Here is a 19,487-nt window from a genome sequence, read left to right as displayed (position 1 = left end):
AAACGGACCCTTATGTCGCACTGCTTCTCGCCCGGGATGTGTCATATCAGTCATAACACAAATTCATGCGACGCGGTCTCCGCAGCCCCCCCGACAAGGAGTGCAACCCAGCGACAATGGCAGCGCGTCTTCACACGTCGGCTTGTCTTCCTTGAATCGAGGAATATGAGTCCCGGTATCCACGACGAGCGCTCGTTCTTAGGAAAAATCAAAATGAAATTATGGTGGCCACCTCGCTTGTCATGCAGCGGTGCAGTGGAGTGATCCTTCTCGTTGGCCTACTGACTTTAAAGAATGGCGAGTTCCCATATCGGAACCAGATAAGCGAGGGGGTCCCGATCTGAAGCGATATCCGCTACTATCAGCTCAACCGGCGGAACTATTTCGCTTGTGGGGGTCAGCGAAGATGGCGGCGACGAGGGGGTCGGCGTCTAGCTAGCTCGTGGGTGTCCATCCACAGGCTCCCTTCTGAATAGTTCGAGCCTGATGTTACGCATGCTGTCGCCACCGCTTTATTGATGGCGTCCTTGGGTTGAGGCTGCGGCATTGACTCATCGTCCCTCAAGACGGAAGTCTCCTACGAGAAAGATCTCCACTATGGTGCGTTCCAGAATCGGACAGCGCAGACGTTCATGTATCGGCTTCGCAATGCTTGCAACCGGGGTGACGGTCGCCGCTGGCATGCTCAGCCCCGTGCTGACGTCGCCGGCGGGAGCGGTCCCGGGATCTCCGGGGGTGACATCTCCAGGAGTCACGATTTACTCCGAGGATTTCTCAAATATGCCGGCCGCGGGGGCTCCTATCCAAATCGGAGACTATGTGGGTGGGCCAGCGGCAGATGGCGAGACGTATTTCGCAGATGCCGCGTGGAGCCCCGGTTATGCGGCTTGCAACGGCTGGGTCATGCAACAAGGGACGCCGTTGCCTTCCGGGAGCGGCGGCGCAGTTGGTGACGATGAGTGCGCCCGCAATGAGGGCTTCACGATCTTGGGACGCATGGCGGTGGCGATGGGCCAATTCCAGGGAATGGACGCTGCGACTGCGGCCGATAACCAGATCCTCACACAGTACAGCAACAGCGTAAACGGCGCTCAAGCCGCCGGTGTGCAGCTTCGCACGACGAACAACTCGATCCCGACCGTCGCCGGCCACTACTACGCAGTTTCGGGAGTCTTTGCGCAGACCAACTGCTTCAGTAACCATGCGAAGCAGGAGTTCTCAATTCTCGTCAACGGCGTCCCCACAGTCGTCGGAAGCAACCTGGACCCGTGTACCGACCCACTTGCAGAAGTGATCTTCGTCGAGAACACACGATTCAGCGTCGCGAAACTTCAATCAAACGCGATACAGATTCCAACAACCGGCGTCACCCCAATGCTCGGCATTCAGGTTCGCAACCTCCAAGCGACGGGCACGGGCAACGACGCAGGATTTGATCTCCCTCAGCTGGTAGATGTCACGCCCCAGCTCGATAAGGAATTCACGCCCGCATCTATGTCACAGGGCGAAACAACCACACTCACATACACGGTCACGAACACGAACGACCTCATGGCAAAGGACGGCTGGCACTTCGTCGACGACCTGCCCGCGGGGCTGACCGCGTCGGACCCAGTCGGCGGAACATGCGAACTCACCTCAAGTAGCGCTGCCGGTTCCGCCATTGATATCACCGGGAATCTTGCACTCGGGGCGCCGTCCTGCACCATCACGGTGCAGGTCACGAGCGACATACCGGGCGCATATAACAACTCCGGATGCGTTGACAATCTGGGAGCCGTGATCCCTGACTGCACGAATAACATCACCACAATCACCGGGCTGAACCCCCCAGGCACGACACCGTTGACCGTTCTGCCAGTTATCGATGTGTCGATCGCGAAGACTGTAGACGTCGCCTCCTACAGCCCGAGCGAACCCATCACCTACACCGTTGTCGTAAACAACGCCGGGCCCAGCGACGCTATCAACGCAACCTTCTCGGACCCGCTCCCCGAAGCAGTCACTGGCGCGAGCTGGACATGTGAAGTTACGGAGCTGGGTGCCCCCACCTTGCCGCCGTTCGAACCCACGTCGTGCACCGCAAATGGCACCGGCAACGTATCCGACACCGTGCGAATCAACGCCGGCGGATCATTGACCTACACGATCACCGGGACAGTTGCCGACGGCACAAGCGGCGAGCTCGTGAATACAGCGACGATTGTCCCCGCGGAAACGACTGATGTTCCGAACATGCCGGGCGGAGGCCCTAACCCGGAACCCGACTCAACAACCCCAGTCACGACGGTCGACACCAATTGCCCGCCGTCACCCGGACCTGGATGCTCGTCCACAATTGCGACTCCGGGCAGCGCGATCGATCTTGAAAAGTCCATCGATTCCGTTACCGACACCAATGGCAACGGGATTACAGATGAAGGAGACGTGATTCACTACTCGATCCTCACCACGAACGCCGGCGATGCGCGCTTGTCCGACGTCACTGTGAGCGACCAGCTGGCGGCACCGGCCGGGCCCGCGCTCAGCCTCAGTTGCACTCCCACTATCCCCGCGACTCTTGCGCCAGGAGACACGATCAATTGCGTCGCGGACTACATGGTGACCCGAGATGATACTCTCCACGGCACCATAGAGAACACAGCTACGACAACAGGCACCCCACCCGATGGGCCGAACGTTACTGATTCGGACACCGTGATCGAACCCACCTCCGGAACCGGTGCGATCATCCTCGAGAAGTCGTCCACCACGACAAGCGTCGTACAAGTCGGACAGCGCGTCACCTACGAATTTCTCGTTAAGAACGTGGGCACTGCACTCCTCAACAATGTGACGGTGACAGACGTCGTCCAGGAACCCTCGCTGCAGGGAGATCTCGGTCCGATCACGTGTGGGCCCGAGAACGCGACTAACGGAACACTGACACTCGCACCCGACGAGAAGGTTGTGTGCCGAGCTGAGTACACCGTGACTTCCGCCGACCTCGGCGCTCTCGCAGTACGAGACATCGCCGTCGCCACCGGTACACCGCCGACAGGTGATCCAGTTACGTCTCCCGAAGACTCGTTGTCGATCCCCGTTCGGTCGACGGTCGCGCCTACGGGTCCGACACAACTGGTCACCACTGGGATGAACACACCTTCCGGCCCCTGGATTCTGGCCAGTATCGCCGCAGTAGGCGCAGGGATCATGGTGATTCGCCGAGGAAGGCTCACACTCCGTAAGCGCTAGTCCGCCGAAAGCTTCACGCTCCAAAAGAGGAACTGGAGCCAACCGATACGCCCCATCTGGCCATTTGGCTAGGTGGGGCGAGTCGTGTCTGCCACGATGCGATCGGGGGAATCAGGCGGGTACCCATTCTTGTCGTCGAGGCTAGCTGGGCGAAACCCCTACATCCGGGAGCTGGCAGGTATCTCGACTGCCATGGCACCGCCCCTTCCGCAGTGTCCCGGCTCTCGAACACCCCGATTATGCGCTCCCGATGTATAAACGAATCCCACGGTGACAAGAGGTACCGCACATCCCCACGCGTGTCCCGCAACGCCCTGATCACGGACTCTGGCTGCTGCGGGAACTCGCGCATCACGATCCACACATCCCACGCGACTTGAATCATGTTTGACCATCGCACGACGCAAGCAAGTATGTGCGGACAGGTTTCAGCGTTGCAGCCCCGCCTACCCGTAGCGTTCGGGTACCCGCGGTAGCCGTTCGGGTAGTGCGGCCAGTATTCGTAAGGCGCTCGTGGGACCGAGAATGACTTGGTCTCTCTGGCGCGACGCAACGAGTTCGGCTCTCGTGCTTCCCGTGACGCCGGGTGTGCAAGAATGGCGTTTTTCCTAGAGCGCTTATTTCCATAATTCAAGGGGATATGGTCGCCGAGGCGTTGATGTAACTATGGCGGACATGGGACATCTAATTCATGGCGTCAATGATTACCTGGTTGAGGATCGCCTGCTGGCGCATTTGAAGATTGTGATCAGTCAGAAGCTTGGTCGGCAGGAAGCTTTCTTTCTGAGTTGGTCTAAATCGGCTGCGGAAGGAAGCGGCCGGGTGTGCTTGTGGGTGTCACCGTATGTGCCGCTTGCGTTCAAGTTCACGGCCGACGAGCCGCCCGAGTTGAACCGACATTGGCTCCGAGCGCTGAACGCGCTTTCGCGCTCGCAGCATGGACTTATCGCGATCGACGAGGACCATGCGGAGTCATTCATAAAGAACAACCCAGACGCTTACTAGGGGCTCGGGGCCGCCCCACGACGGACGATCGGGGTGGGGCGGCTTCGTACATAGTGCATGTCACCGTGTCATAGGAACTGAAAGACTGGTACTTCGGTAGCTGGCATATTGTGACGGCGCGTCGATGCTGCGTCTGCTGGGTTGACCGTGCCGCACCCAAGGGCGTATTGGTCATTGCTCAAAATCGCGATTGAGAACTAGCTGTGGTATCGCCCAGAAACTAGGAGTCGTCGCCGCACTCGGATGAGTTTGCTGACAAATAGCGTGAGGCCCATTCTCCGTGTGAGGCCCTCGCGCTCGCCTCTGTCGCCCTAAGACGTCGCCTGCCATGCGAGCGTACCGCCTCTTGGCGTGCCCAGTGTGGGATGATGCATCCGTGAAGCTGAAGTTTAGAGCTGCGAGACGAACGGGTTGCGGGACCCTCAATGCACTGCTGCGGACAGGCGCAATTGCTTCGCTGGCGCTGGCGTTAACTGGATGTAATGCTTCAATTCCCGCTGACCCAAATGGCACGCTTGCTCGGGTGTCGAGCGATGAATTGAGGGTGGGGATCGCTATTGAGCCTGGACTAAGTGAGAGTGGGAACCCGCCCGCCGGTCCGCTCGCAGAGCTGGCAATTGAATACGCAGCGTCTATAGACGCAACGCCGTCTTGGCAGACCGGCGGTGAAGAAACCCTCGTCGGAATGCTCGAGAATGAAAAGATCGATATTGCCTTCGGACATTTCACTCCGGAAACTCCCTGGCTAGATCGGGCAGCGGTATCGCGGTCCTTCGTGATTGACAATCAACATAGCGAAGAACTCGTTGCTTTGATGCCGCTCGGAGAAAACGCTCTGCTCTCGAACTTTGAAACATTTCTGGATGAAACGGAGAGATCGCAATGAGGCGCGGAAACGCAAGGAGCGTGACCGACGGCCTTCCCGAGGAGCAAGCAACGGCACTTCGAAGAGCTATCAGATGGCAGATTTTCACTGTCTGTTATACGGCAGTAACGATCAGTGTTGTCGCATTCGTTCTGGGAAGTTCTCAAGCAATGAAGACCGCATGGATCGAAGACATGCTCTCGCTGCTCCCTCAACTATCGTTCTTCATTGCCCTCATATTCGTGAATCGAAAACCGACACGGAAACGACCGTATGGGCTGCACCGGGCGATGAGCGTAGGACACCTTGTTGCCGGTATCGCTCTCCTAGCGGTGGGCTCCAGCCTCGCCATCGAATCAGCTACTGGACTCTTTAAGACAGAACATCCCACTATCGGCACGGTGAACCTCTTCGGGCACACTCTTTGGCTGGGGTGGTTGATGGTCGTGGTCATGGCGATTGTGGTCGTCGGCCCCGTGTTCCTATATGGGCCCGCGAAAGCAAAACTCGCCCCTGTCCTTCACAACAAGCTGCTATACGCAGATGCGGACATGGCAAAAGCAGACTGGCAGACCAATGTCGCCTCGATAGTGGGTGTACTTGGAGTCGGAATTGGATGGTGGTGGCTTGACGGGCTAGCGGCCGTCTTCATCTCACTCGGCATCATCTGGGACGGAGCTCGCAACACGAAAGCGGCTGTGTCGGACCTTATGGACCAGCGCGCGCGTACCTTTGACGACAAAAAACGTCACCCGCTTCTCGATGAAATCCACCACTACTTATCCACACTTGAATGGGTGAGTGAATCAGGGATTCGTATGCGTGACGAGGGGCAAGTGTTCCACGTCGAAGTTTTCATCGTGCCCCGGGGTGGTGTGCTCGTTGCTGACCGTGCCGAGGAAGTGACGTCCGCTCTGCATGATCTGGATTGGAAAATTCAGGACGTGGCGATTGCCGTTACTACGAAGCTGCCCGACCATTTGGACATCTCGATAGAACCATTCATGACATAGAAGCCTTTGGGTGCATCGGGTCTGATGTTTTGGTGACATTCGACATGGCTAGTTTTTCCTGACCCGGAAGAATGATCACTATGCCGTCTCGCTTCCCTAGAACGGGCTGCGCTGGGTCTGGAAGGTCTGAGGACCACACAGGCCGGGGGCGTTGAGCGTGCCAGTAGTCGGGGGAGCGTAGAACGGCAGCATCGGCGAGAGGGATCGAGTGCGGTCTTGAAACAAATTAACGACTACTAATAGAAATTGTCACGGGTGCAGCCTTGATACCGGTCGAACCCAACCAAGTCGGGGTCACGACAGTGTCTACGCTTTCAATTAGGAAGTCGGCGGGGAGTAAGACGGTTTCATCTGGCGGAAACGTCATTTGAACTGTCAAGGTCATCAACGATGGGACCGGGCTGTCGGGCAACGTAGCGGTGCTCGACGACTTCCCAGTGGGGCTTGAATACGTCAGCTCGGTGTCGGAGGCCTTGACGCGATGTGCTGCGAGGATGTTTACGCAGTCTTGCGATCATGCGTCCCGTCGAAAGACCACAACTGGAACATGTGCGCTTACAGCGCAGGCGCGTTCGCTGCCCGCGCGCGCCGAACAGAGGAATCGCCCTACTCTCGCTCGTCAACGACGACGAAGCGCGGCGACAGTCAACGCGGGAGGCTTCGGTCAACGGCGCCGACCTCGCGATCGGCTGTATATCGACTCTGACCGACTGATGCTTCCCGGAGGTCCGCCCATTCGCCGAGCAGAATGCCATGTGCTGGGGCGTTCTGAGCCGCTCGCACGGTGAGAATCGAGGAGTTCCGACCTGGAGACAACTTGCAGGACGTCCCCGGCTGGCATGCACGGCGGCGGCGAGGTGGCAGGCTGCGCCCATGTGGCATCACGGGATGCCTGGTGCCGTCGGTGCCGGTGCGTTAACCTTTTTGAATGGCGTCACCGACTCGGGTCTACATGGCAGTCCTTTCGACCTTGGTCGCCGCTGGTGCCATCGTCGGATGTGGTGGTCCTGTGCCGGCACCGAGCCCGACGTCGAGCACCACGGCGACGACCAGTCCGACATACACCGTGCCAATGGGGTTTGGAGAGGACGAGTGCCCGTTCGTCGACGCCGGGACCCTCGCTGCCGCCGACCCGACCGGCAACTTCAGCGAACCGGAGGTGAAGTACGTCAGCTTCTCGGCGACTTGCAGTTTCGTCTTCCCTGTATCCTCCGACGTACCAGCCCGGAATGGCGTTCTCACGCTCCAGCTCTCGGACGGCTTGCCCGCCGACATCGCCGTGCAGCAGTCCGAGGTCTACGCCACGACGCCCGCGCCCGTATTGGGTGCTGACACTTTCCGGCTGACCGGACTGCCGGAAAACCTCGCGATCGGGAATATCCAACTGGGTGTCCTTGAGCCGGTGGACGGTGCCCAGTCGCTGCTTATAACGTTCCTCATCGATCCCGAGGGCTCGTCGTATACCGCCGCCAATGTCAGGACCTTCGCCGACGCTGTCGCGACTGCGGTCACGCTCGGCTGAGCAGGTCAGAGGGGCCGGCCGGCGCCGTCCATTTGAGAGCAAGCGGACGCTGTCTCGGCCGATGTGAGTCGCACCAGTAAATTGCGGAGTTCTGACAGGTTCAAATTTCAGTTCTACTGTCTGCTAGGTGAGCTCTTAGCGGGCAGCCTGTCGCAGGTAACGATTGTGCTCGGTTACCGTCTCGGGGCGTTGTCGTTGCCCGCGAGCCCGCAAGCCGTTCCTTCTGCTGATCCGTCGGTGTGGGAATCGGGTGCGCGTGGACAGTCGGTGAGTGGTTCTTCGAGAAGGACGAATGCAGCGCCCGCGATGGTGGCTATGGCAAGAGTGAGGAAATCGTCCACGATCTCGGCGATCCCTCCGATGAGTAGAAGGGAGAGGTGGAGCCCGACGCGCCCGGAAACGGTCGTTTATGAGACGGCGCGATCTCGGAAGAGGATCAACGGCGATTCTCGTCTCGTAAAGCGTGTCCGAAATCTACGTAATGCGAGCGACGTTTGCGTTACAGTCAGCACATGGCAATCATCGGTTACGCACGCGTCTCGACCCGTGAACAAAACTCGGACAGTCAGACCGACGCACTCGAACTAGCCGGCTGCGATAAAATTTTCGTCGACCACGCATCCGGCACGCTCGCGAAACGACCCGCCCTGACCGAAGCACTTGGCTACCTCCGTGAGGGCGACACCGTCGTCGTCACCAAGCTCGACCGGCTCGGCCGCTCAGTGCGAAACCTGAAAGAGATCTCCGACGAACTCCAGCAACGGGGGATAGGGCTGAAAGCCCTATCCCAAGGCATCGACACCACCACTCCCGGCGGCAGGTTGTTCTTCCACATGCTCGCCGCGATCGCGGAATTCGAGCACGACCTCATTGTTGAGCGCACCCAAGACGGACTCGCCGCTGCGCGAGCTCGCGGACGCAAAGGCGGGCGCCGACCCAAGATGACCCCGAACAAGATCACTCAGGCCCGCGCCATGTACGAAACTGGCGACTACACCGTCCAGGAGATCGCTGACACCTTCGGCGTCGCTCGACCCACGATCTACCGCCACTTCGACCAAAGCAAAAACTTGCCGGCATTGCCGAAGGCTCTAACGCAGTAACCGAATGTCGAGGTCATCGAGACTCTTTAAATAGATGAGTCGCCGGAGTAGATTAACGATGTCGCGCCCGATCCCTGTGTTATCCCATACAACGTTCCGGGAGCGACGTATCGCCCCTCCCGGGACTGCTGGAAGGGGCGATACCAATTCTTGCTAGATGAGATCTGGGTTGTTTTTCACATACCGCTCGGCCTCGTCCTCACGGATCGCGATGAGTCCTCGCGGTGTGTGAGACATAGAGTTGAGCGCCCTGATCCATGCACGATTAAGCTCCGGCTCTCTGCTGCCCGAGAAGTGAAATCCAACTGTCACGTGCGGCGACAGCCAGATTGACACTCGGCCGCCCCCTTCCTCATGAGACTTGGTCCAGCTAAGAAAGAAGCTCTCTTGCTTCTTGAGTTTCTGCCCGATCACAAAATGCAGGTGTGCCAGCAGACGATCTTCAAACTCGTATTCACGTACCCCGTGTATAAATTTCCCCATGCTCTGTATCCTCCCAAAGCTAAGGACAAACGCAAAGGGATAGCCAACGGTCGATGCGTTGACTGACTGAGATTACAGGTCCGTGAGTAGACCCACGAAGGCAGTGACCCTGCAAGCAGGGACCGCTCCGCGGGGCGCACGCAGTGCGCCTGAAAGAGCCAGCACGGAGGCCGGCCCTTTCCTTTTGGGGCTACGCCCCGTTTTCTTGCCGTGAAGCCTGCGGCATTCTACGTGCGTTCAGCGCGCCACCTAACCGACCGCCCACCCGCTTTGCGTGCGTGCTTGACGGTGCATTCTCGCGCGTCTGCGCCGCGCGGGCCTGCCCCTCCGGTTAGGTTCTGCGCTGCCCGCCGAGGAAGTCACTTCGTGCCTTCACGGCAAAAAAACGTGAGGGAGGGAACAGGAACCGCGCGGGACGGCGCATCTAGGTAGCAGGAGGAACACCATGAACACCATCATTGTCTACTCGCAGCCCCGCTGCGTCCAGTGCACCGCGACCTACCGAGCTCTCGACAGCAAGGGAATCGACTACGACGTCGTGGACCTTTCGACGGCCCCGCTCGCTCTCAAAACCGTCAAAGAGCTGGGATATCTGCAGGCTCCCGTCGTGGTCACCGACCAGGGTCACTGGTCGGGCTTTCGTCCCGACAAGATCGCAGACCTCAACAATGAACAGGAAGACGCATGAAAAAGCGCACCGCGACCCGCCTCACCAAGCTCGCCGTGACTGTTGCGATCGCCACAGTTGCCACTATCTTCGCAGTACAGAACGCAACCCAGGTCGACACTGACGCGCAGGCCCCTGAACCGGGCACATCCTCCCCGCAACAGGTGATCGCCGTGGTCGACGGCGACACCATCAACACCATCGACGAGAACGGCACCAAGAACCGCGTCCGCATCATCGGCATCAACACCCCAGAAATCGGACGCGGGGGAGTGGCCGACGAATGCTACGCCCAAGACGCCCGCACCGCGCTCAGCAACCTCGTCGACGGCCAGAAGGTCGAGCTCGTCACCGACCCCAGCCAAGGAGACACCGACAAATACGGGCGACTCCTCCGTCACATCCACACCGACTCAGGCAATATCGCGCAGCTGCTCCTCGAGCAGGGAGCCGGGCACGAATACACCTACAACACCCCCTATGCCGGACACGATGACTTCCGCGCTGCAGAGGCCGCAGCGCGCGACGCTCACATCGGGCTCTGGGGACACTGCACCACCCGATAACGAAACGGAGAACACCACCATGCCCGAGAACAAAACGCCCTACGACACCGGATTGCGACTCGAACCCAAGATTTGGGTACAGGACCCCGCGACCCCTGCACCTGCCCAAAACACTTCATCACCTTCGATGAGTATTAAAGAGGTTGAAGAGAAAATCTCAGAGCTCACGGGCAAGGCGGAATGGGCTCAAGAGAACGCCTTCCGCTTGGAAGACGGCGATATTCCCGGCGACTCCCAACGCGAGTACGCGGCGAGGCTCTACGCCGAAATCGAGGCCCTCACCCAGGAATACGGACTCCCGTCTCGGCTCGGCACCGGCGACCCCGAAGAGGGCGAGTATCCGGACGACGACACCACGTATTCCGAAACTGCCACTACCCAGATGAATGGCGACAACTACGGTCGAGTCGACTTCGACGACCCGGAGAGCAACACCATCTTCACCGCCTGGATACAGAAAAACGAAGACGGCAGCTACATCATGCGCGTCGACGAACACCAGGACGTCAAGCTCACGATCGAGACCAGCAGCCAGAGGCACGAGCGCGAAGCGGCCATGCAGTACCTCAGCGCCGAAATGGCCGTCATCGCTACCGATTTTGGTGCCGCAATCGAATACTCGGACCAAGACCCAGACGCCTTCGGAGTTGGGCACTTCGTGTTTCACAACGCGGACGGTAATCAACGGCTGGTCATGACCGAGCAGTACATCGGAACCGACTCATTGGACGCTGACCGCATCCCCAATAGTTGGAGCTGGCGCGCGGAGAAATACGCCACAGTCGACGGCGCAGCGTTCTGGGTTCAAACAGGCGGCGGCGAAGTCAATGCCAGCGGCATTAACCAGCTCGTCAACGAGATCGACGGGTGGGCGCAGGCTCGATACCAGGAACACAGTTCCGCACTGGCGGCTGCCAATCAGGCGCACCAACAGCAGCACGATCAAATGATGCAGAACGTCCACCAGCAACGGGATCAGCCGGGCATCACCCACTAGATCTACCTGCGAAGGGGAGGTAGCCAGGCGCGGCTCCCTCCCCTTTTCGTTTGCCCGAAACAACTAGCCTGGACCCATGCGAGCACGAGCACTCATCGCACTAGAAGCCGGAGCGATCCCCACCCAGGAACGCCACGCCCGCGACCTCAACAATTTCACAGTCACTGAAGTCGTCGGCGACGAACACCACGAATGGGCAGCGGCCAAAGCCTCAGCGGTCATCCCCGCAAATGCCCTGATCCTCGCCTGGTACCGCGAGTAGCCGATCGCGCGGCCGACGCGCCACGCCATGACCTTGGATATCCGATCGGGAACAATCACCCCACCTGAACTGCGCGATTTCGCCGCAGCGGCCGCAACGACGCACCCTAAGCTGATGGGCTCTCGCCCCGAATGTCAGCCCGGAAGCGTAATATCCTTATTCGAACACAGATTCGAATAAGTGGGGTGTGAAATGCAGATCGCGGACATTCGTGCTCTCACTGCAGACGCCCCTGCAGCACTCGTCGATGTCGCAAACGTTGAAGTGCTGTGCGGGTTTCCATCACCCGCTCAGGACTACCAAACCAGCGAGCTCGACCTGAACGAGCACTTGATGCCAAACCGCGTCTCCACGTTCCTCATCCGAGCGCGCGGGCACAGCATTGTCCGGGCGGGGATCTTCGACGGCGACGAACTCATTGTCGATCGCTCAATCCAAGCCAAAGACGGCCACGTGGTTGTGGCCGTGGTCGACGGGGAGATGACCGTGAAGCGGCTCCGGCTCATGTCAGATGGTTCCGTGGTCCTCTCGGCCGAGAATCCGCAGCACCCGAACATCGAGATCGCGGAACTGTCTGAGCTTCGCGTCTGGGGAGTCGTCACCCGGAGTCTGCACCGTGTCCTCCGTACCTGAACGCCAGATCGCGCTCATCGACTGCGAATCGTTCTACGCATCCTGCGAGCGCGTCTTTGACCCCCCTCTCGACGGCAAACCCATCGTGGTGCTCTCAAACAACGACGGCTGCGTCGTCGCTCTGAACCGCGAGGCGAAAGCGCTCGATATCCCAATGGGTATCCCGTGGTTCAAGCTCGAAGGGTACCCCAAAGCCGCCGGCGTCATCGCCCGCTCGAGCAACTACGAGCTCTACGGGTCGCTCTCTGCCCGCGTCATGGAAATCATCGGCCGCTACTGCGCCTGGCAGGAGGTGTACTCGATCGACGAGAGCTTCGTGGAACTCCGCGGCACCGTCGACGAGCTCACCGCTCTCGGGCACGAGATCCGCGCCGAAGTACTCCGCTGCACGGGGATTCCCGTCCGCGTCGGAATTGGACGCTCAAAGACCCTCGCAAAGCTCGCGAGCAGGGGTGCGAAAGCGGATCTCTCACTCGGCGGTGTCTGCCACCTCGGGAGCTACAGCCCCACCCACACCGACCGCATCATGGAAGGCACCCACGTCACCGACCTCTGGGGAATCGCCTCACGCACCGGTAAACGCCTGGCCGCAATGAACATCCACACCGTGAAAGAGCTGCGCGACGCGGACGCGAAGTGGATTCGTAAGAAGTTCTCCGTGGTGATGGAGCGCACCGTGTACGAGCTGCGCGGAATCTCCTGTATCCCGCTCGAAGAGGTACGCGAGTACAAAGACCAGCTGATCTTCTCCCGCAGCTTCTCACGCCCCGTACAGACGGTCTCTGACATGCAGCAAGTGCTCTCCATTTACGCGCAGCGGGTCAGTAGCCGGCTCCGCGCGCAGGGCCAAGTCGCCGGCGTTGTCTCGGCGTGGTCTGCGACAAGCTGGCACCGACCAGGTGAGTCCCACAACCCGCACGTCGCTGTCGGCATCCCAACTCCCACCGATGACCCGATCGGGATTGGCAAGGCAGCGTTCGCGCTCCTGCCACGCATCCGTCACGGAATGCCCTATGTGCGTGCAGGTGTCGTGCTCACAGGGCTTCGACCCAAGGGCAGCGCGGCACCCCTCGCGCTCTTCGAACCAGAGTTCGAGGGGAGGCATGTCGGGGAAACGCTCGACGCGATCACGAGCAAGCTCGGACCGCGAGCGATCGGTGTGGGCCTTGGCGGCTTGCAGGGCGCACCCGTGTGGAACATGAAGCGAGAGATGCTCTCACGCCGTGCCACGACGCACTGGGATGAACTCTGCGAGGCGACCGCCTGAAGTTGCGTTACGCCGGCAGGATCAGCTCGGGACCGTCGCCCCGCAGCGGTAACACCTCGTACTCGCGCAGTTGCTCACTGAGCGATACCGCACCCTCTGAAACGGCCTCCATCAGCAACTTGTCACCCACCGTTTCGGGGTCAAGCCAGTCCTGCAGTAGCTCATCTGACATGAACACCGGCATACGGTCATGCAGTGGCTCCATCACGCCGGCCGAAGCGCGCGTAAGGATTGTCGCAGTGAGGTGCCAGCCTTCGTCATCCCCTGCGTCCGGCTCGTGCCACCACGAATACAGGCCAGCCATCGGAATGATCGGTGCGGGGCCGAAGATCGCGTGTGGCGTTCGCTTCGATTTCGGACCAGTCCACTCATAGAACCCCGACACGGGGATGATGCAACGCCGGTTCTTCACTGATGCTTTGAAGCTCGCTTTCTCCGCGGCCGTCTCCGAGCGCGCATTGAAAGTTGGGAACTTCGTTTTGAGCTCCTTCGACCAGATCGGCACGAGCGACCAGTACGCCAGCTCAAACCGATGATCACCACTCTTGTGATCTGTAAACGCGACAGGGATATCCTGCGTCGGTTTCAAATTCCAGGAGGCTTGGTACCCCTCGGGTCGCTGCGTCATCCATCCGGCGAGTTCCGTGTTCCCGGCAACATCCATGTTCTCGTCGTAGTCGACGATGACTCTTCCGCACATGCCCACAGCGTACGCGTCCCCAGGCGACCGATGCGCCGCACGTAAAAGCGCCCCCTGCCAGGCGGCAGAGGGCGCTTTGGGTTCACAGGCTCAGAAAGGGTTCTCTGACCCCAAGAACTGTTCGCCAGGATCTTTGAGATCCGTGCGGAGATCCGCGAGTGACGAACCTTTATGGTCGATCCACCACCGTGCCTTGTCGATGCGGCGGGCGGGCTCGATCACCTCCGCATCGAACTCATCCTCGCTGAGCTGCTCGGATTGCACCAGTTCTTCGTAGGCGTCACGCAACAGCGTGAATCGCTCCTCTGTGCCCCAGGGGATTTGCTTCTCGCTGCCTTGCAGGGGCGGCAGGTTCATGCGTTCCTGGTCCTCGTAGGCGCTTTCGCGCTTCGCGTTCCACTCGGCGCGCAGCTCTTTTGAAATGGTGCGTTTGCGGGGCGTCGCTCGCAGGCAATCCGTGCAGATCTGCGTTTCCCACCACTCTGCCTTCTTGGGGCGGAGTGAAGCCGCAGTCTCTGACAAGTCTCGCTCTTGCTCGTGACCGCAGGAGTGGCTAATTTCGAATACGGTCTGGCTCGACATGGGTTACACCTCCGTCGCGTTTCGAGAACCAGACACCGCGGTGCGCAGAGCCTGACCAATGCGGCGACGTCCGAAGATGACCCCACCCGCTGCGGCGACGGCGACAGCTGTTGCAGAGAGCGCAACCGAGTCGCCGCTTCCTGTCGTAGCGAGTGTTGTTGGCTGCGTTGCAGGCGCGTACTCAACGCTCGACCCCCACCCATTCGAGGCCGGCCACACACCCACACCTTCAGTGCTCACTGGCACGTCAGGCTCCACAGGAACCTCCGGTGTCACGGGCTGCTCGGGCTCGACCGGGTCAACCGGATCAGTGGGATCGGTTGGGTCGACAGGATCAGTGGGATCGACGGGATCAGTTGGGTCCACCGGATCAGTGGGATCAACCGGATCGGTTGGGTCGACGGGATCGATTGGGTCGACGGGATCGACCGGGTCTACTGGTTCGATGACGGGATCGCCGACGTCGGCGTTCGCGTCGTCGACGACGTCTGCCACGGGCAGGGGAGTCTCGTCGCACGTGTCGAGCTCGACAGTGGCCGGCTCCAACTCGATTGCTGTTTCAAGGGGAGTGAGCGTCAGTGGCGCGCAATCATCAGGGTTTCCTGCTGGCGTGACGGTGGTCTGCTCGGTGGCGATCTCGTCGGTGGGTTCGGCTGCCATTGCCGCGGTAGGTGCGAGAACGATCCCGGCCGCGACTGCGGCGGTAAGGAGGGTCTTGGATTTCACTGGATGCTCCATTGTGTGATGTGGGTGATGGGTGAGGGGTTACGGCGCGGGGCGGTGCCCGCGCGTCATCGCCCTCGGGGTGAAGATCGTTAGTCCTGCGCACTCGCTGCCGGCTCCTTGGGGGTGAGGGCTGCGATTTGCTTTCCGGTGTTCACGATGAGTGACCCATCCGGGGACACCGCGACAGGGGTCACCTTGTCGCCCTTCAATGAAGTCGCCTTGCCGTCCGCGCCGATGAGAGCGGCCGGGTCATCGCCGAGGAAGTTGTCGCCGACCGCGGCGACAACGGCATGGTCGATTTCGGTGGTGGCACCTGTCGTCGCATTGATCAGCACATTCGCGTAGGCGACACTCGCCCCGTTCCGGGTCACTGTCGCCCGCGCGTCTTCTGCTGCGGGGAGGGGGTTGGTGGAGAACGTGTCGCCTGACTTCAGCGAATGGACGACTAGCGTGTCCTTGTCGTCGTTCGTCCACACGACATAGACGTGCTTTTCGTCGCCGCCAACCCAGCGCGACACGGTCGCGCTCTTGTTGGGTTGAGCGAGCGTGATGTCGCGTCCCTTCATGCCGTCCGCATCGGTGACGTAGGCGACACCTTTGTTGGTGCCCCACACGATCTGCTTGTTGGTCGCGGCGACAGGCACTGCGCCCTTCGTGGGGACCGGAATGGTGTCGCGTGTCCCGTCGCCGTTGAGTCGCTCATACTTCGCGCCCACCTTCGCGACGATGAACGCCATGTCGCCGCGGATCGTGAACGCGTCCCCATCGAGGTCGACCGTTGTCCAAGCGTCACTGTCGTGTCCCGTGTCGCTCTCACCATCGGCGTTCTTCGTGTGCATGTCCGTGTCGCTGGTCCAGACGTGCAGGTTGTCGCCGTCGACAACGACTCCGGTGTCGCCGACCCAGTACGCGGTCGCGGCCTTATCGCCGAGGGGCTGGGTCGCGATGATGTCGCCGGTCTGGGTGTCGATGACGCTCGCACTCGCGCGGCTCGTGGTGAGCAGTGTCGCACCGTCTGCGCTCTCGGCTGTCGCTGTCGCGTCGACGTCAGCCACCCATGCCGGCGTCTTCGTCCATCCGTTCAGAGTCACCGTGGTCTGGGGCGTCGCTTCTTCAGTGACCGCCATCGGGGTGGTCGTGACGACCAGCCAGGTGAAGACAGACGCGAGGACGATCGCGACGCCGAATGATCCGGCGATGATCCAAGGCGCACGTGACGGGCGCCGAGCGCTCCGAGTCTCCGGTTCGACCGCGTCGACGCGGAGCAGTTCGGAGAGCGTTTCGGCAGGAGGCGGCTCTTCCACAGCGACTTGCTCGACGTCGGTGTCGGGCTCAATCATTTCCGGCTCAGGTTGCGTTCGCCTTTGCAACGCTCGGGAGAGGTCGAGCCCGCAGTTCTTGCAGAGCGCGTCTTCGGTCTCGATAACGGTGTTCGTGAACAGGCAGAACGAGCACTGCAGGAGCGTGCTCTGGGCGGTGGATGGAAGATCACTCATACCCATCGAACGGGTCGGCCGCGCACTAGGAGGGGGAAGAGCCCCCTCCGATCTTTTGCCCGCTACACCTCACCATGCGCAGATCAACTGCTCGTGTCTGCACAGCAGCAATAACCCCGGGCAGTACTTGCCCAGTTCTTCTATCGCAGCGCAGACGCTGCTTGTTCCGGCTCCACTGCGTTTCGCCGGAACTTCTCCTTACACCACTGGCATTCGAGGGTTTGTGCGTCCCGCGTTCCGTGACACGAGGTGCGCGCGGCCGCGCATCTCAGTAGTGATCGGGTACCCACCCGACGCGAAATGGAGGCCATGAATGGAAAACAGCCAGGGCAAAAAAGGGCAGAACCCGAGTGGTGTGGCGCGTAGTTTCACCCAGGAGGAAATCGACGCCGAGCCAACCGTGACAATTGAGGTCCCCTTCTCGATCCTCGAAAGCGCAGCGGCTGAGATGTACTTCACCCGCGACGACCCTTCAGCGCCAGAGAACTACCACTCGCCAAACGCGAGGAAGGTGCTCGAATACCTCGATGCATGTGTCGATGTGCTTCAAGCCGAGGGGGTCCTCGTCGCTGAGGGAGGTTTCTGGCCGACGATCCGTCAAGAGGGTAGGGCCTACAAGATCGTCGACCCGAAGGGGGAGGCGTGACTGCAGACATAACAATGATCCGCCGAAGTGATGAGCGGCCGTTCATTGTCACCTCTCACCTGGTGACCGTCGTTACCGATCTCGTGTACGCGAGATCCAACGATGAAGCGATCCGTCGTGTTTCGCTCGGCCAAGGAGACCGGATCGACTCGTACGTTGACGAAGATCGGCCTCCGATGCAGCTCAGAGCAGAGCCCGAACCCGTGGAGAGCTACAACTCGTCGGCGACATCGACCGTGACTACGAATCGCGGTGCTTCCCTCGACGCGTCCTCGCGTGGCGTCCGGGTCGGCGTTTCCTCATGAATTCGCTCAAGGCGACCAACCGCAATACATCGGCGGCAAGGCGCACTGCTCCCAGCACCGTGCGGGCGATTTCTACGTACTGGTTGATGTCGTTCATTCGAGATCTCCAATCTCCGGTGAGCGGGAGGGCGGCGCTCGGCTTCTCAGATATGTCCCTCACCTGGGTTATGCGCGGTGGAGCCAGCAAATGGATCGCGGGGCGCTCATGAAGTCCGCAAGCCAACGAGCGTTCGAGGCTCAGATACGTCGTTCTCGCGGATTGGCACACCCGGCAGCCCCGGTCGACGGGGGCGATGGGTGGCGCACTATGTGTGCGCGGCCAGGGTGCGAGCAGACGTTCATCACGCCGACGAAGCAGCGGAAGTACTGCAGCACGGAATGTCGGCGACTCGTCGAGCAATCCCGGCAGCAACGCACAGAGGTCCTCGCCGGGATGCTGCTCTACTCGTGCGCTGCGCCACGCTGCAACAACGTGTTCCTCCCAGACCCCCATAGTCGCGTCCACATGTACTGCTCAGCCCGGTGCCGAAAGCGCGCCCACCGCAAAGACAGCGACCTATCAACGCTGTTCTGCACCTGGTGCCACATCCCACTGCCGCCCGGAAAGACCCGACGCCGCACCTACTGCGGGGCCACCTGCCGAAAGCGCGCCCAGCGTGCGACCCAACAAAACGAAGGATGACTAATGTCCGATAACACCCCGAACCCGATCACCGGCGTCGACGTCACTGTGTCGCGAGAAATCGTCGAACAAATTTGGGAGCTTACGGAGCTCGCCTATGACCGATGGATCGGTGGGCCACCCCAAGTGCTGATGGACCTCTTGAATACAGTCGGCCGTGAAGACCGACGAGCAATTGTCATCGAGCCAATGGGTGACAATCGGGGCGCGGACGGCGCACCAGAACCCCTTGGGGAAGCAGATCAAGAGGCGTTCGACCGACAAATCGAGGAAGAACTTGCAGCGATGGGAGCGTGGGAGGAATCCGAGGAGGGCCAGGCTGTCTACCGACTCTCAGAGCTCGTCGAGTCTCTGCTGCGAAAGCGGCGCGATCAGCACCGTGAACAGTTCGAGATCCTCGCATCGCACCTCGCAGATGAGTACCAGCGCACCACCAACCGCTGGAACGCATCGTTGCGAGCGCAAATCACAGCCGAAGCGACCCTCATTGTTGCCGGAGAGAAGCCAGCCTCAGCTGACGAACGACGAATGCTCGCGCTCGTCCGCGGTATGACCCCCGCTATCGAACTCTCATTCCTGCGTGGGGATAGCAGCCATTCACGCGCCACCCGCTCGGCGCTGCAGCGCGCAGTTCGAGCGCAAAAGGATGGCAACGTCGATGCCGTCGACAAATGGGTGGCACTGGCCCTCGACAGTGCAGTAGACGCGTGCTAACGGTCACCCTCATCGGTGC

The 19,487-nt window shown here is 60.4% G+C and carries 20 protein-coding genes; 15 read left to right on the top strand and 5 right to left on the bottom strand.

Annotated elements, in window-relative coordinates:
* The first annotated feature begins 648 nt into the window (after positions 1–648).
* The 6 genes from ACFWHR_RS12300 (at position 649) to ACFWHR_RS12275 (ending at position 8,742) form a co-directional block, all read left to right on the top strand.
* Positions 649–3,234: a hypothetical protein gene (locus tag ACFWHR_RS12300; protein ID WP_382448587.1), complete on the top strand. Its 2,586-nt coding sequence runs from the start codon at positions 649–651 to the stop codon at positions 3,232–3,234.
* Positions 3,235–3,909: 675 nt separating this feature from the next.
* Positions 3,910–4,239, top strand: a complete 330-nt coding sequence (locus ACFWHR_RS12295) for a hypothetical protein (RefSeq protein WP_382448586.1) — start codon at positions 3,910–3,912, stop codon at positions 4,237–4,239.
* 376 nt (positions 4,240–4,615) lie between these two features.
* Complete coding sequence (locus ACFWHR_RS12290) at positions 4,616–5,125, top strand: hypothetical protein (RefSeq protein WP_382448585.1); 510 nt, start codon at positions 4,616–4,618, stop codon at positions 5,123–5,125.
* Between the two features lie 20 nt (positions 5,126–5,145).
* The gene (locus ACFWHR_RS12285) at positions 5,146–6,117 is read left to right on the top strand and encodes a cation transporter (protein ID WP_382448584.1); all 972 of its coding nucleotides are present in this window, start codon (positions 5,146–5,148) and stop codon (positions 6,115–6,117) included.
* A gap of 1,072 nt (positions 6,118–7,189) precedes the next feature.
* Positions 7,190–7,639 carry a hypothetical protein gene (locus ACFWHR_RS12280; protein WP_382448583.1) on the top strand — a complete coding sequence of 150 codons (450 nt, stop codon included), beginning with the start codon at positions 7,190–7,192 and terminating at the stop codon, positions 7,637–7,639.
* Between the two features lie 512 nt (positions 7,640–8,151).
* Positions 8,152–8,742, top strand: a complete 591-nt coding sequence (locus ACFWHR_RS12275) for a recombinase family protein (RefSeq protein WP_382448582.1) — start codon at positions 8,152–8,154, stop codon at positions 8,740–8,742.
* 153 nt (positions 8,743–8,895) lie between these two features.
* On the opposite strand, the gene ACFWHR_RS12270 is transcribed toward ACFWHR_RS12275, so the two are convergent.
* Complete coding sequence (locus ACFWHR_RS12270) at positions 8,896–9,225, bottom strand: hypothetical protein (protein WP_382448581.1); 330 nt, start codon at positions 9,223–9,225, stop codon at positions 8,896–8,898.
* A 445-nt stretch (positions 9,226–9,670) separates the two neighbouring features.
* On the opposite strand from ACFWHR_RS12270, the gene nrdH reads away from it, so the two are divergent.
* The 6 genes from nrdH to ACFWHR_RS12240 all read left to right on the top strand — a co-directional run bounded on the left by nrdH (position 9,671) and on the right by ACFWHR_RS12240 (position 13,617).
* Positions 9,671–9,913, top strand: coding sequence for a glutaredoxin-like protein NrdH (nrdH, locus tag ACFWHR_RS12265; RefSeq protein WP_382448580.1), 243 nt, complete (start codon positions 9,671–9,673; stop codon positions 9,911–9,913).
* Positions 9,910–10,458 carry a thermonuclease family protein gene (locus ACFWHR_RS12260; RefSeq protein ID WP_382448579.1) on the top strand — a complete coding sequence of 183 codons (549 nt, stop codon included), beginning with the start codon at positions 9,910–9,912 and terminating at the stop codon, positions 10,456–10,458. Before nrdH ends, ACFWHR_RS12260 begins: the two co-directional genes overlap by 4 nt.
* Before the next feature lie 19 nt (positions 10,459–10,477).
* Positions 10,478–11,455, top strand: coding sequence for a hypothetical protein (locus ACFWHR_RS12255; protein WP_382448578.1), 978 nt, complete (start codon positions 10,478–10,480; stop codon positions 11,453–11,455).
* Positions 11,456–11,531: 76 nt separating this feature from the next.
* Positions 11,532–11,717 (top strand): hypothetical protein, encoded by a 186-nt coding sequence (locus tag ACFWHR_RS12250; protein WP_382448577.1) that lies wholly within the window; start codon positions 11,532–11,534, stop codon positions 11,715–11,717.
* A gap of 192 nt (positions 11,718–11,909) precedes the next feature.
* Positions 11,910–12,350: a LexA family protein gene (locus ACFWHR_RS12245; protein WP_382448576.1), complete on the top strand. Its 441-nt coding sequence runs from the start codon at positions 11,910–11,912 to the stop codon at positions 12,348–12,350.
* Positions 12,334–13,617, top strand: a complete 1,284-nt coding sequence (locus tag ACFWHR_RS12240) for a Y-family DNA polymerase (RefSeq protein ID WP_382448575.1) — start codon at positions 12,334–12,336, stop codon at positions 13,615–13,617. Before ACFWHR_RS12245 ends, ACFWHR_RS12240 begins: the two co-directional genes overlap by 17 nt.
* 7 nt (positions 13,618–13,624) lie before the next feature.
* On the opposite strand, the gene ACFWHR_RS12235 is transcribed toward ACFWHR_RS12240, so the two are convergent.
* The 4 genes from ACFWHR_RS12235 to ACFWHR_RS12220 form a co-directional block, all read right to left on the bottom strand.
* Positions 13,625–14,317, bottom strand: a complete 693-nt coding sequence (locus ACFWHR_RS12235; RefSeq protein ID WP_382448574.1) for an SOS response-associated peptidase — start codon at positions 14,315–14,317, stop codon at positions 13,625–13,627.
* A gap of 90 nt (positions 14,318–14,407) precedes the next feature.
* Entirely contained in the window at positions 14,408–14,899 is a 492-nt protein-coding gene (locus ACFWHR_RS12230; RefSeq protein ID WP_382448573.1) for a hypothetical protein, read from the bottom strand.
* A 3-nt stretch (positions 14,900–14,902) separates the two neighbouring features.
* The gene (locus ACFWHR_RS12225; protein ID WP_382448572.1) at positions 14,903–15,625 is read right to left on the bottom strand and encodes a hypothetical protein; all 723 of its coding nucleotides are present in this window, start codon (positions 15,623–15,625) and stop codon (positions 14,903–14,905) included.
* 89 nt (positions 15,626–15,714) lie between these two features.
* A complete protein-coding gene (locus ACFWHR_RS12220; protein ID WP_382448571.1) occupies positions 15,715–17,121 on the bottom strand; it encodes a hypothetical protein in 1,407 nt (468 codons plus the stop codon).
* A gap of 313 nt (positions 17,122–17,434) precedes the next feature.
* Between ACFWHR_RS12220 and ACFWHR_RS12215 the strand changes: the two genes are divergently transcribed.
* The 3 genes from ACFWHR_RS12215 to ACFWHR_RS12205 all read left to right on the top strand — a co-directional run bounded on the left by ACFWHR_RS12215 (position 17,435) and on the right by ACFWHR_RS12205 (position 19,468).
* On the top strand, positions 17,435–17,767 hold the full coding sequence (locus ACFWHR_RS12215; protein WP_382448570.1) for a hypothetical protein: 333 nt from the start codon (positions 17,435–17,437) through the stop codon (positions 17,765–17,767).
* A complete protein-coding gene (locus tag ACFWHR_RS12210) occupies positions 17,764–18,072 on the top strand; it encodes a hypothetical protein (RefSeq protein ID WP_382448569.1) in 309 nt (102 codons plus the stop codon). Before ACFWHR_RS12215 ends, ACFWHR_RS12210 begins: the two co-directional genes overlap by 4 nt.
* A 685-nt stretch (positions 18,073–18,757) precedes the next feature.
* Complete coding sequence (locus tag ACFWHR_RS12205; RefSeq protein ID WP_382448568.1) at positions 18,758–19,468, top strand: hypothetical protein; 711 nt, start codon at positions 18,758–18,760, stop codon at positions 19,466–19,468.
* Positions 19,469–19,487: the final 19 nt, after the last annotated feature.

This window comes from Leucobacter sp. NPDC058333, assembly GCF_042726155.1.
In the GTDB taxonomy this organism is placed as follows: domain Bacteria; phylum Actinomycetota; class Actinomycetes; order Actinomycetales; family Microbacteriaceae; genus Leucobacter.
The sequence above is the reverse complement of the archived record's forward strand: the minus strand, read 5'-3'. Positions and strand labels throughout refer to the sequence as shown.